General features: G+C 72.7%; 10 protein-coding genes. 1 reads left to right on the forward strand and 9 read right to left on the reverse strand.

The features are described from left to right. Positions 1-22: 22 nt before the first annotated feature. Positions 23-1,141 carry a DUF3089 domain-containing protein gene (locus WMF20_RS13635; RefSeq protein ID WP_437613850.1) on the forward strand — a complete coding sequence of 373 codons (1,119 nt, stop codon included), beginning with the start codon at positions 23-25 and terminating at the stop codon, positions 1,139-1,141. A 54-nt stretch (positions 1,142-1,195) separates the two neighbouring features. Here the strand turns inward: WMF20_RS13635 and trxA are convergent, their stop codons facing one another. From trxA to WMF20_RS13680, 9 genes are all read right to left on the reverse strand, one after another. Then, entirely contained in the window at positions 1,196-1,597 is a 402-nt protein-coding gene (trxA, locus tag WMF20_RS13640) for a thioredoxin (protein ID WP_129574766.1), read from the reverse strand. Positions 1,598-1,719: 122 nt separating this feature from the next. Further along, positions 1,720-2,043, reverse strand: coding sequence for a hypothetical protein (locus WMF20_RS13645; RefSeq protein ID WP_437613853.1), 324 nt, complete (start codon positions 2,041-2,043; stop codon positions 1,720-1,722). Between the two features lie 130 nt (positions 2,044-2,173). Then, a complete protein-coding gene (locus tag WMF20_RS13650) occupies positions 2,174-2,563 on the reverse strand; it encodes a DUF4150 domain-containing protein (protein ID WP_437613855.1) in 390 nt (129 codons plus the stop codon). Positions 2,564-2,575: 12 nt separating this feature from the next. Beyond that, on the reverse strand, positions 2,576-3,199 hold the full coding sequence (locus WMF20_RS13655) for a DUF3540 domain-containing protein (RefSeq protein ID WP_020734807.1): 624 nt from the start codon (positions 3,197-3,199) through the stop codon (positions 2,576-2,578). Positions 3,200-3,261: 62 nt separating this feature from the next. Then, the gene (locus WMF20_RS13660; protein ID WP_437613857.1) at positions 3,262-4,305 is read right to left on the reverse strand and encodes a pentapeptide repeat-containing protein; all 1,044 of its coding nucleotides are present in this window, start codon (positions 4,303-4,305) and stop codon (positions 3,262-3,264) included. After that, positions 4,302-6,980: a DUF2169 domain-containing protein gene (locus WMF20_RS13665; protein ID WP_437613859.1), complete on the reverse strand. Its 2,679-nt coding sequence runs from the start codon at positions 6,978-6,980 to the stop codon at positions 4,302-4,304. Before WMF20_RS13665 ends, WMF20_RS13660 begins: the two co-directional genes overlap by 4 nt. After that, the gene (locus WMF20_RS13670; RefSeq protein WP_437613861.1) at positions 6,977-8,173 is read right to left on the reverse strand and encodes a pentapeptide repeat-containing protein; all 1,197 of its coding nucleotides are present in this window, start codon (positions 8,171-8,173) and stop codon (positions 6,977-6,979) included. Before WMF20_RS13670 ends, WMF20_RS13665 begins: the two co-directional genes overlap by 4 nt. A gap of 93 nt (positions 8,174-8,266) precedes the next feature. Continuing rightward, positions 8,267-10,687, reverse strand: a complete 2,421-nt coding sequence (locus WMF20_RS13675) for a type VI secretion system Vgr family protein (protein WP_437613863.1) — start codon at positions 10,685-10,687, stop codon at positions 8,267-8,269. 95 nt (positions 10,688-10,782) lie between these two features. Beyond that, positions 10,783-12,822, reverse strand: a complete 2,040-nt coding sequence (locus tag WMF20_RS13680) for a pentapeptide repeat-containing protein (RefSeq protein ID WP_437613865.1) — start codon at positions 12,820-12,822, stop codon at positions 10,783-10,785. Between the last annotated feature and the right edge of the window lie 269 nt (positions 12,823-13,091).

Consider the following 13,091-nt stretch of genomic DNA (forward strand, 5'->3'; position numbering starts at 1 on the left):
TGCCCCGAGGCGAGGTATCCCCATGAAGAGATCGGTGAGGATCGCGCTCCGGGTCGCGCTGGGCGTCATCGCCTGCGGGGCGATCGCGGCGCTGAACGTCGGCGCGCTGACTCGAAGCGCGTTGACGCCGGGGGCTCCCTTCGACGCGGCGGCGCTCCCGCCCGCGCCGGACTACGCGGAGCCGCGGAGCTGGAGCGCGCTCCCGGAGCGCGACGACGCCGGCGACGCGGCGCCGCCCGCCGCGCCGGCGGTCGACCAGCGCCGCGCCGCCGCCGACGTCTTCTACGTTCACTCGACCTCTTACGTGGGCCGCTCCTGGAACGCCGACACGAACGACACAGCCGTCAACGACGCCACCGATCGAGGCGCCACGGGGATCCAGGCGACGGCGTTCAACGGCTGCTGCGCGGTGTACGCGCCCCGGTACCGGCAGGCGAACGGCATGGCGTTCACGCGATCCTCCGCCGACGGGGACCGCGCGATCGACGTGGCCTACGGCGATGTCCGGCGGGCGTTCGACGCCTTCAACGCGAGGCGCGGCGCCGGCCGTCCGTTCCTCCTCGCCGCCCACAGCCAGGGGACCGTCATGGCCGAGCGGCTGCTGCGCGAGGCCATCTCCGGCTCCGCGCTCCGGGACCAGCTCGTGGCGGCCTACCTCATCGGCGGCGCCGTCACCGTCGACGGGCTGCGCGAGCGCGCGCCCGACGTTCCACCGTGCCGGGCGGCCGACGACGTCCGCTGCGCCGTCGCGTGGAACGCGCGCGGGGCGGCGTACGTGCCGAGCGACTTCGAGATGCACCGGCCGGACCCGCGGGAGCGGCTCTGCACCAACCCGCTGTCATGGCGAACGGACGGAGCCCGCGCGCCCGCGGACCTGAACCTCGGCGCGGTGTTCCTCGAGAGTGACGACAGGGCGCCGCGCGCGAGGCTCGCGGGCGACGCCCAGTGCGTGGACGGCACGCTCATCGTGCACGACGTCGGCGAAACGCCCCGGGACCTGCCGAGCCGCATCCTCGATCGCGTGCTCGGCGAGGAGAACTACCACGCGATCGAGTTCCAGCTCTTCTTCATGAACCTCCGGGAGAACGCCGCGTCGCGGCTGGCCGCGTTCCTCGCGGCGTCAGCGCGCCAATCCCGGTAGAACGACTCCGGCGCTCCCGCCGGCGCCCGGCGCCCCCTCGCGGCCGCCTGGCCCTCAAGACCCTTCGGCGGCCTGGCCTCCGTCGGCGGCGCCCTTCGCCTCCTCCTCGGCGATCTTCGCGCGCACCTCGTCCATGTCGAGCGAGCGCACCTTCTCGATCACCTGATCGAGCGCCGACGCGGGCAGTGAGCCCGCCTCCGCGAACAGGAGGACCTTCTCGCGGAAGATGAACAGCGTCGGGATCGAGCGGATGCCGAAGGCCTGGGCCAGCTCCTGCTGCTCGTCGGTGTTGATCTTCCCGAACACGATGTCCGCGTGCTTCTCGGAGGCCTTCTCGAAGACGGGCCCGAAGACCCGGCAAGGGCCGCACCAGGGCGCCCACCAGTCGATGAGGACGATGTCGTTCGACTCGACCGTCTGCTCGAAGTTCGCCGCGCTGAGCTCTTGGGTACTCATCCGCGGAGCATAGCCCCGAAACCCACCCCTGTCGCTGAACGGCCGGCCGCTGGCTCCGCGCCCTCGCTCCCGCGTCGAGCTCTGCCCGTCGCCTCCTGCTGACTCCGCTGCTCCCGCCCCGCTCAGGGCGCGTTGCAGACCATGATCTGCTCGATCGCCTCGACGAGGAGCTGCTCGACGCGGTCGGGCCCGATGTCCGCGGCGCGGGCGAACCGCTCCAGATCGAACGGCGTGGGGTTGACCTCGAGGTAGGCGAGGATCTGGAGCGGATAGCCGGTCCAGCGGATGACGCAGAAGCCGACCACGTTGCGGCTCGCCTTGGCCTCGCGCAGGCCGAGGGCGAGCTCGATGCTCGGCGTGTCGTGCCCCTCGTCGATCACGATGCGCGGCGCGTGGCCCGCCTTCCTCAGCTCGGCGGCGAACTCCTCCATCGGGGGGCGGAGCACGCGCTCGCGCAAGTCTACGAATTCACTTATGAAATCGGCTTCCGCGGGGGCGCGCGCCCCCTCGATGCGCCGTGCGTAGCGGGCCGTGAGGCGCTCGATGCGGAGCCGGTTGTGCTCTTTCATGGGCGGGCTATGGCGCGAGGAGCAGCACCTTGACCTGGCTCGGGACGAGGCTGACCCCGACCGCATTGACGGAGTTCTGCATCGTCATGCTCGTCATCCGCGTGGCGGGCGCGCCGCCCACGAGCACGGTGAACGCCGCGGTGACGTGCCGCGAGGGGCCCATCACCGTGTGCGAGACGACGCCCGTCTCCAGGCCGGCGTTGTCGCCGTTCGTCAGCGGCACCTGCGTCGTCATGTTGTGCGCCGGCGCGCACGTGAGCAGCACGTTGTAGACCGCCGGTACCCCCATCGGCTGCGCCGCCAGGTTGGGATAAGGCACCGGCAGGTGCGCCGGAGGCGTCAGGCACACGTCCGGCCCCCCGAGGGCCATGCCTCCCATCTGCGAATTCGCGAACATCGGTGCCTCCTGTCAGCCGAGGTGGATCTGCCCACCGTCAATCTTGGTGAGCTCGCCGCTGGAGACGAGCGTCGCCTCCGCCTTGATGTTCACCGCCGCCTTGGCCTTGACCTCATAGTACTGCGTCCGCACCTGCTCCGACTCGGCGATGAAGCGGTACGCCCGGTCGAGGCGCTGCACCCAGCGGTCCGCGACCGACTCGACCGACCGCGCGACCGTCTTCACCCGGCGCACCTGCGCGACGAGCTGCTCGCCGACGTAGGTCAGCGCCCCGAGGGCGAGCGAGCCCTCGTCGGCGGCGACCCGCACCTTGCCCGCGGCCACGGCCGCCTCGGCCGGCGTGACGATGCTCACGCCCTCCGCCGCGGTGACCGTGAACCGCCCGCCCGGGGTGCTCACCTGCAGATCCCCCTCGGCCACGAGGCGCGTCGGCGCCTCGCGCTCGCGGTCGAGCACGGCGAGCACGTGGCACCCCCCGTCGTGCAGCGCGACGAGGACGCGATCGCCGAGCTCCGGCTCGACGAGGCAGCTCACCGCGCGCTTCGCCGCGTAGTCGCCCGACCCGACGCGCACCTGGAAGGTCCGGCCCATCGCCCCGATGACCGCGCCGACCTCCTGAGTCGCGAGGGTCTCCATCCGCTGTCTCGCCAGATTGTCTCGCATCGTTTGTCTCCCGCTGTCGATAAAGGAGGATCCCCTCACGGCGTCCAGCGCTCGGCTTCCAGGAGCTCCTGGTCGTCGCCGAGCGCCGCGGCTCGGCTCGTGAAGACCGCGCCCGCGTCCCGCGCCTGGTGGAAGCGAGCGCGAAAGAGCTTCGCGTGCGAAAAATCGGCCTTCTCGACGCTCGCGTGCGAGAAGTCCGCGTAGGTGAGATCCGCGCCGCGGAGGCTCGCCAGCGGGCATTTCGCCCGCTGAAAGATGGCCTGGTAGAGGTCGGCGTCGCCGAGGTTCGCCGCCTCGAGCTCGGCCTCCATGAAGATCGCCTGGCGCGCCCGGAGCGCCGCGGCCGACGCGCCCGCGAGCCGTGCGCCGAAGAAGATGGCCCGTTCGGCGCTCGCGCCGTCGAGCTTCGCCGCCGTGAGATCTGCGCCCTTGAAGTTCGCCTGGATCAGCGTGGCGCTCCGCAGGTCGCACCCGGCGAGATCGGCGTCCACGAGCTGCGCCATCGTCAGGTTCATGCCCGAGAGGTCCTGCCCGCGCAGGCGCGCCCCGGCGAGCACCGTCATGTGCATCGAGGCGCCGCGCAGCCGCGCCGTGGACAGGTCGGTGTTGAGCAGGCACGCCTGATGGAGCCTCGCCTCCTCGAGCACGATCCCTGCCACCTCGGTGTCCACGAACGCGAAGCGGTCGAGGTTCGCCGCGCGGAAGCTCGCCCGGTCGGCGCGCCCCTTCACCATGTTCCCGAGCGTCAGCCCGGCGCCGTCGAACGAGGCGCCCGACGCGTCGCACTCCACGAAGTCGGCGGACTGGAGATCGGCGCGGGCAAACGAGGCGCCGAGCAGCGCGCACCGGGTCCAGGCGCTGTGGCGCGCCCTGGCGCCGGCGAGGTCGACGCCGGCGAGGTCGCACGCGCTGAGCACCGACTCCTCCAGGTTGGCCTCCGCGAGCGTCGCGCCCCGGAACGAGACCTTCTCGAAGAGGACCCCCGACAGGTCCAGCCCGGAGAGGTCGAGCCCGGCGAGGCTCTCCTCGATGATCGGCTCGCCTGCCTCGACCCTCTCGGTCAACTCGTCGCGGTTCATCCGTCCTGCCTCGTGAAGAGCACGCGCTTGATGTGGGCGTCGGCGAAGGTCGTCCGCTCGTCCCCCTTGGCCTGGAGGAGGTTCGCGGCGAAGAGGTTCGTCCGCGTGAGGTTCGCCCCGGCGAGCTTGGCCTTCTGCAGCATGGCGTCCATGAGGTTGGCGCTCGAGAGGTCCGCGTCGGTCAGATCGGCCCGGATGAACCGCGCTCCCTTGCCGCGGAGCGACGCGAGGCGCGCGCCGCGCAGGTTCGCCTCGCTGAAATCCGCCTCGTCGGCCGCGGCCCCCTCGAAGCTGGCGCCCGCGAGGTCGGCGCCGCGCAGGTGCGCCGCGGCGAGCTCGGCCCCCGAGAAGTCCGCGCCCGGCAGCGCGGAGGCGGGCACGAGCCGCAGGTTCGCCGCGCGGGCCCGCCGGAAAGACGCGCCTTCCACGCGCATCTGCACGAAGGTCGCCTGCTCGAGCAGCGCGTCGCTGAAATCGATCGTCCGGCCCGTGCACTGGAAGAAGGTCGCCTTCCGGAGCTTCGCGCCCGCGAAGCGCGCCTCCGAGAGATCGACCCGGAAAAAGAGCACGTCGTCCGCGTCCGCGCCGCGGAGATCCGCGCCCGAGAGGACCGTCTCGTAGAGATCTGCGCCCTCGAGGTCGGCGTTCGACAAGAGCGCCCCCGCGAGCCGGGCCTTGTGGAGGTTGGCCCTGGACAGCCTGGCGCCCTCGAAGATCGCGCCGGCCAGCTCGGCCTCGCCGAGGTTCGCCTCGACGAGCCGGGCGCCGGTCAGCGCCGCGCGCTCGAGCCGCGCGCGCGCGAGCACCGCGCCCGACAGCTCGGCCCCCGCGAGATCGCACGCCGTGAGATCGGCGCCCTCGAGCAGCGCCTCGCGGAGGTCCGCGCCCGCGAGGCGCAGGCCCCGCAGATCGGCGCCGGTCAGATCGCGCCGCGCCAGCGACGCGCCCTCCGCGAGGGCGCGCTCGACGTCCGCGCGGAGGGCGGACTGGGCCGCCTCGCCCCGCGGCGCGGCGGGCGCAAGCAGGTGGGCGGAGGCGCGGTACGACGTGAGCAGCGCCGCCTCGGTGCGGTGCAGGCCGTCGAGGAAGGCCGGATCCGCGAGCTTCGCCTCGAGGTCCTCCATCGGAACGCCCCCCACGCGGCCCGCCTCCGCGAGCTCGCGGAGGCGCGCGATCTCCTCCGCTGCGCGGAACGTCGGCGGGCCGCCCCCTTCGCGCCGGCCCTTCTCGACCATCGCGTCGAAGTCGATGCCCTGGTCGGCGCACGCCCTCCGCGCCTGCTCCTCGGCCGAGAGCCTCTCCGCCTCCGCCTCGTTCGCGAGCGCGCCCGCCTCGGCCTCCATGCGCTCCACGAACTCGGCCATCTCGTCGAGCCCGGGCGGCTCCGGGGCGGCTGGCAGCTCCGCCGGCAGCGCCTCGTCCGGCTCCTGGCCGAGCAACACCGCCGCCGCGCGCGCTCGATCGAGCTCGCGCTGCGCGCGCGCGCGCGATCGCCGCTCCATGTGCCCGCGCCGCGCGAGCAGCTCGTCCATGTCGCTCAGGCGGTCGTCCGGGAAGGAGACGGCCGGCGCGCCCGGATCGGCCTGCGGCAGCAGATCCTTGTCGCGCAGGGAGTGGACATGGCCCCTCTCCTTGTCGAGCCGCCGCGCGAGCACCTCGCGGTAGTGCTCGACCGGCCTCGGGGCGTCGGCGCGATCGAGGGCGATGAGGAGCACGGCCAGGTCCGCCGCGTCGTCTTCGGCGACGTCGATCACGCCACGGAAGATCGCGACGCCCCGCTCCACGTTGGGGAGGAGGATCACGGTCTCCAGGCGCGTCGCGACCTCCTCCAGGGGCGCATCCCCGCGCGCCGCGGCGTCCCCCTCGCGCTGGATGAAGCAGCGCGCGCGGACGCTGGGCACCCTGGCCTGAAGGCGCGCCTTCGTGGGGTGCATGTTCTCCAGCACGAGGGGCTCTCCCCCCTCGAAATAGCCGGGCAGCCGCTGATCTTCGGGGGCCACCTGGAAGTACTCGGGATCGAGGTCCCGAGCGAAGCCGGGGAAGTCCTGCTCGACCCATTTCGATCCGTAGGTCCCCATCTTGGCCATGCGCCCGGCGAGCGTCGGGTCGAGCGCCCCGAAGCACGCGGGCGCCGGCCGATCGCCGGGCGACGTCACGAGGTGCTGCGGGTGCTCGAGGCGCGGGAGCAGGTGCACCCGGGCCCCGTCTTCGTCGACGGGAGCGAGCCCCATGCCCTTCGGGTTGGGCGGGTAGTCGGGCCCGCCGAAGGCGTTCTCCCAGGCGAGGTCCATCTCGGTGATGGGCTCGGGCTCGGTCGGGCCGCCGCGCTGCCAGCGCCGCTTGCCGATGACATAGAGGCTCTTGTCGACGAGGGGGGCTTCGTCGCGGCCCACCTGGAGCCGCGCCGAGAACGCCGGCTGCGGCCTCCCGCCGGGGGCGTACGCCCGGCCGAAGACGAGGACCTCGCCCCGCGGCTTGGGCAACCCCTCGTCGAGGATCGCGTCCTTGCCCAGCGCCCTGGCGACCTGCTGCCACATCCCGACCTCGGGCAAGGCCACCTCCGGCGCCTCGAGGGGGAAGTACATGATCAGGCCCACGCTGAGGTGGTGCGCGCGCCGGATCGTGACGACGCGCTGGTTGAGAGAGAGGCGAATGGGCCGCACGACGCGCGTCACGGTCGGCCTCCATCCAGGCTCGCGTGGCCGGCGAGGCCGGTGAGGCTCGCGTCGCGCAGGCGCGATCCCCGCAGGTCGGCGCCGTCCGCCGAGGCCCCGTCGAGGCGCGCGCCTTCCAGGTCGATCCCGCGGAGGCGCGCCCCATCGAGCGCCGCCTCGGAGAGGTCGGCGCCGCGAAGCGTGGACGCCGGATCCACCCGGAGCGCGCGCGCCCGGGCCTTGCGGAAGCTGGCGCGCTCGGCGCGGACGCCGGTGAGCGTGGCGCCCTCGAGCAGCGACTCGGCGAAGTCCGCCCCCGCCGCCTCGCACCGGAAGAAGACCGCTCCTTCGAGGTTCGCGCGCGTGAAGCGCGCCCCGGTGAGGTCGACGTGCGAGAAGAGCAAAGCGTCCGCGCGGGCGCCGTCGAGATCGGCGCCCCGCGCGATCGCGCCGAAGAGATCGGCGCCGCGCAGATCGGCGCCGGACAGGCGCGCCCCCTCGAGCCACGCTCTCTGGAGCACCGCGCCCCGGAGATCGGCGCCGCTCAGCACCGCGCCGCTGGCCTGGGCCTCCGCGAGCCGCGCTCCACGCAGGCTGGCGTTCGGGAGCCGGGCGCCCGCCAGCCGGGCGCGGGTGAGATCGGCCCCGGCGAGGTTCGCCCCGGAGAGATCACAGCCGGACAGGTTCGCGCCCTCGAGCGAAGCCTCGCTCAGGTCGACCCCGGACAGGACCAAGCCGCGCAGGTCGGCGTCCTGGAGCTCCCGGCGGGCGAGCGACTCGCCAGCAGCGGCGGCCCGCTCCACCGCAGCGCGCAGGGACGGCTCGGCCCGCGGCGCGCGCGCCTCCAGCACCTCCGCGGGGACGAGCCGCTCCGTCAGGGCGGGCGCGGCCGAGAGGGCCGCCTGCGCGCGGCGCCCCCTGGCCACGCTCTCTGGATCTGCCGGCTCCTCGGTCGCCCGGTGCGCCGCCGCGAGCGCCGCGCCTGCGGCGATCTCGCGCAGGAGGGCGCCGCCGGCGCCGGCCGCGGGCGCGCCGCCGCCCCGACGCGAGGACCCGTTCTGCGCAGGGATCGCGGCCTGCCGCAGCGCCCGGACGGCGTCCGCGAGCGCCGCGCGGGGATCGGCCGGCCCCTCGGACAGGGCCCGCTGGAGCGTCGCTTCCAGCTCCACGTCGGCGCCGCGCAGCGCCTCCCGCGTCCCTGCCAGGTCGGGCATCGCTCCCACCGACGGGCGGTCCCCGGCGCCGGATCGCTTCCTCATCATGTCACGTGTCGCTCCCTGCTCCGCCTCGGCGCCCGTCGCCGTCCGTCAGATGACAGTGAATCCGGATTTTTGCAGCGACAGCGCCCGCGAACGGATGGATGTGGGCAGGGACTCGATGGTGACGTTCCGCTTGATGAGCCGCGCGTTCTCCATCACGAGCTCTGCCCCCGCCTTGGCCGTCACCGTGGTGCCGTACTTCATGTCGAGCGTCACGCCCGCGTTCGTCGATACCTTGGTTCCGAGGGTGTTCTCGTTCGAGCCCGCCGCGTTCACCGTCAGCTTGAAGCCGAGCGTCGTCTCCATGTTCCACGCCGCCTTCAGCTCGAACGCCCCGCCGAGGGACATGTTGATGTTCGCGGTGGCCTTCATGTCGAAGACGAAGCCGGCCGCGACCGAGATGAACATGCCGAGCTTGGTGTCGACCGTCGAGCCGACGGTCTGCGAGACGACGGAGCCCTTCGTGGTCGTCTTGAAATTACCGTGCTTCTCGTCGTTCGTGTTCCCGTGGACGACGCTCTTGAAATTGCCCTGCTTGGTCTCCTCGGTGTTGGAGTAGTTCACCGTCTTCACGTTGCCGACCGTGTAGGTCGTGCTGTCGCCGTACGTCGCCGTGGTCACCGTTCCGCCGGTCCAGACCAGGAACTCGCCCATGCGCAAGACGGTGTGGTTGCCCTTGATCAGATCGGTCTTGTCTCCCAGGATGGCCTTGCCCTCGCCGGCGCTCTCCCAGGTCACCTTCTGCGCCGCGTAGAACTCCATGCCCCCCGCGTTCGCCTTGGCCATGTAGTTGCCGGCCTCGATGTCCATCGTGACGTGGTCGCGGACGTTGACCGACCAGTTGCCGCCGCCCTGCTTGCCGACGTTCACGTCGAAGTTGCTCCCGGAGTCCCACACGCTGTTGGCGTCGGTCTTGGCGATGAGCTCGTGGCTGTCGTTGGGGGCGCCCATGCGCAGGTACGTGTTCGAGTACGGCGTCGAGAGCGTGATGCGTTGAGCCCCGGCCTGGTCCTCCAGCTCGAGGCGGTTCCTGCCGCCGGTCTGGATGACGTTCTTCGTGTGGTTGCCGCTCGTGACCGGGCTCGGCGTGAGCACGTTGGGCACCACGCCGGAGATCACCGGCCGATCCGGGTCGCCGCCGAGGAAGCTCAGCAAGACCTCGGTCCCCCGGCGCAGCGGGAAGTGGAACCCTTCGACGCCGCCGCCGTGCGGCTGCATCATGCGCACGTACGTGGAGCCGCTGCCGTCGCGCGGGCTCGCCTCGTCGAACTTGAGCTTGACGAGGTAGCGCCCGTGCTCGTCGATCTGCGCGTACTCGCTCGCCGCGGAGCCGTCGACCGTGCCGTTCTCGTAACCGTAGATGCGCGGCCACGGCGTCCGCGACTCCGCCCGGAACTGCGTCGACGCCGGGATGGCCGCGACCTCGACGAAATAGACCTCCTCGTGCGTGAGCCCGGCGAGCTCCTCGAAGTCGCCGTGCCCCGCGGACTGGTTGCCGTGGTGGCGCAGCTCGACCGCGAGGTACTTCGTGTTGAACCGCGCGCGTGGGTGGTCCTCGAGCTCGAACGTATACCCGGAGCGCAGGTGGAGCCGCGCGCCGGTGGCCTGATAGACCGCCTCGCGGGCGAGGTATTCCTCCGCGCGCAGCTGGGCCAGCCGCTTGCCGGCGTCGGCGCTGAAGAAGCGCTCGCCATGGAGGCTGATCTCGCCGGTGCCGTACTGGGACACCGGGGCCGAGCCCGCGAGGGGGAAGTGCGGCCGGACGTAGTCGTAGTCCTTGAGCTTCACCCGCGACGGCAGCGCCCCGTGCTGGCAGGAGAAGGTGCGGAACGAGGCCGAGGCGCTGCGGTCCTCGCCGGTCTGCGGGTGGTAGCGGACCGGCGCGCCGAGCGGCCCCGCGGGGTAGCTCTTGTCGTCGCAGAGGACGAGCTTCTCGCCGTCCTCGGTGTGCTCGAAATAGTAAAAGATGCCTTCCCGCTCCATCCAGCGCGAGACGAAGTCGAAGTCGCTCTCGCGGTACTGGCAGATGTGCTCCTCGGTCTCGTAGCTGCCGAGGTTGAGCTCGACGTCGCTCCCCGTGATGCCGTTCTCCTCGAGCACGAGCTTGATCACGTCGGGCACGGTCTTCTTCGTGAAGATGCGGCTGTGCTTCGAGAGGGTGAGCCCCCAGAGCCGCGGCACGAGCACCGCCCGCAGGAGCGCGCGGCCGCCGAACTCGTGCACGAGGTCGACGCCGGCGAGCACGCCGGTAAACACGTAGGGCGGATTCGTGTCGTCCTGGCGGTCGATCGAGAGCCGCGCCTTGGCCCCGACCATCTCGGCGAAGTCCGTGTCGTCCTCGCCCTCGCTCGGGACCGACAGGAAGATCTCGAACCGATACGGGCGCGAGATCGCCTCCACGCCGCGAAAGCCGACGACGCGCGTCGGGCCTTGCAGGATGCTCGAGGAGAACGTGATGAGGTCGCTCATGGTCGTGTCTCTTCCAGGGTGCGAGGGGGTGAATGCTCCGCCTTCGTTCCCGAGGGAGCGCGTTCCATGGAGCTAGACGTAAAGGAGTCCGCGAGTCAACCTTGTGAAGAAACGTTAATGTCCTCTCCCTCCGGCGGTATTTCTACGATGGACCGCAGGATGGCGCCGCTCGACTTCGCGTTTGCGAGCTTGACCCCATAGAGGTTGGCGCCCGCGAGGTCCGCTTCGCGCAGATCGGCGCCATCGACGTTGGCGCGGGGGAGGCTCGCCTCCTTGAGCTTCGCCGCGCGGAGGATGGCGCCGGCGAGGCTCGCGTTCGCGAAGCTCGATCGGGAGAGCTCCGCCTTTGTCGCGTTGGCGTCGGCGAGGCTGGCCCCGTCGAAGACGGCGTCGGTGAGGCGCGCCTGCCGCAGGTCGGCGCCGTCCAGCGACGCGCCGTCGAAGCGCGCGTGCGCGCCCCTGGCCGAGGTGAGGTCCGCGCTCCTGAGGGTCGCCGAGGAGAGCTGCGCGCGGTCGAGCGTGGCGCGGGAGAGATCGGCGCGGGTCAGGTCGGCGTCGGTGAAGCGCGCGTCGGTGAGGTCGGCGCCGCTCAGGTTCGCCCTGGCGAGGCGCGCGGAGGTGAAGTTGCACCGGGCGAGCGTCGCGCCGGCGAGGTTGACGCGCTCGAGGGAGGCGCCGCTCCAGTCGATGCCCTCGAGCTCGGCGCCCGCGAGCTCGAGGTCGTAGAGCGGCTGGCCGCTCTTGAGGCGGGCGAGCACCACCGCGCGCAGGCCGCGCGCCTCCGGCTCGGGCGAGGGCGGTTCGGCGGGGGAGGTGTCCGCGGGAGAGGCGTCGGCGGGAGAGGCGTCCGCGGCGGGGGCGTCAGGGGGCGCGACATCGGCGGGAGCCGCGTCGACGGGCGCGGTGGCGCCGGCGGGCGCGGGCATCTCGTCCGCGGGCGGCGCGGCGTCCGGAGAGCGCGTCTCGTCCGCTGCGGGGCCGGGTTCGTGGACCGGAGCGGGCAACGGCTGCGCTTGCGAGGGCGGCGGTCCAGTGACGGCGCCCGCCTCGCCAGGCGGCGGGTCGATGACGGGGTGCGTCTGGTCGAGCCTGGCGAGCGGCGGCTGCACCCGGGGCGGCGGCGCGGCATGGGTCCCCGATGCGGCGAAGGGCATCGCGAACGGCACGGAGCCCGGGGCAGGCTCCGAGCGCGGCGGCGGCTCGGGCGCGGGCGCGAAGGGCAGGGGAGGCGGCGGCTGCAGCGGCGCCACCTGCTGCGTGACGGCGCTCCAGTGCGGCTCCTGTCGCTGCACGAAGGGCAGGGGAGGCGGCGGCTGCAGCGGCGCCACCTGCTGCGTGACGGCGCTCCAGTGCGGCTCCTGCCGCTGCGAGAACGGCAACGGGGGCAGCCCAGGTAGCTTCGTCACCTGCTGCGTGACGGCGCTCCAGTGCCCCGCCGGGAGCGCCGCCCCCCGGGGCGCGAGCGCACCCCCCGGATCCATGATCGCGACGGGCGCGAGCGGCGGCTCGACACCCGCCGCCGAGGGCCAGGCGAGGGGCCTCCCGGGCATCTCGACGCCTGCGACCACCCGCATCCGGGCCGGCTGATCGCCCGGCAGGAGGGCGGCGTTCCCCCGCCAGATCAGCGAGCAGAGCAGGCGATCCGCGTCGATGGTCAGCGTGTCGGCGACGAGCTCGATCGGCTGCCCCGGGTCGTCGCCTCCCGGCCCGATCCGATGCAGCCGCGCGAGCGCGCGCGCCGACGGCAGCCTGGACCGGATCCACGGCGCGTGCGGGTGCAGCCCCTGGAGGAAGATCCACTCGTCGCCGTGGAGGCGCTCGAGCGCCTCTCGCGTGGATTCGCCGTAGACGTGGAGCTCCTTGTCGAGCACCCAGCGATCCTCGCGGAAGAGCGCGATCCGCACCGAGAGCGCGGTCGCGGTCGTCCCCGCGGGCGCGGCCGCGTGTCCGCGCACGAGGACCCCGGCGCCCGGCAGGTAGGGCGCTGTCTCACACGCCTCCTCCAGGCTGCCGCGCCCCTCGCGCAGCGGGTCCGAGCGGAGCAGCGGCGCCGGGGCGGCGAGCTCCGCGAGCCGGTCGGGGACGAGGGCGAACGTGGCCTTGACGATGACGGTGAGCCGCTCTGCGCCCTGCATGCGCCACAGCACGGCCCCGCAGGAGGCCGGCGTCAGGGCGACACTTGGGAGGGGCCAGGGCGGTTGCACAGCGTGATCTCGGCTGGCCCGCGCGCTTTCACCGCCGCGGAGGGCTCTCGAACTGCCGACGATACGCGGCGCGTCTCTCGGACGCAAGCGCGGGAGTCCGCGGTGAGGAAAGCGCGTGTCGAGCGCTCGCGCTCACGGGACCATGTCGCTGTGAAGATCGGCGGAGCGGCTGAATTTGTGGTGCATGGTAGGGCAATGGC

The organism is Sorangium sp. So ce834 (assembly GCF_051521425.1).
Taxonomy (GTDB): Bacteria; Myxococcota_A; Polyangia; order Polyangiales; family Polyangiaceae; genus Sorangium; species Sorangium cellulosum_D.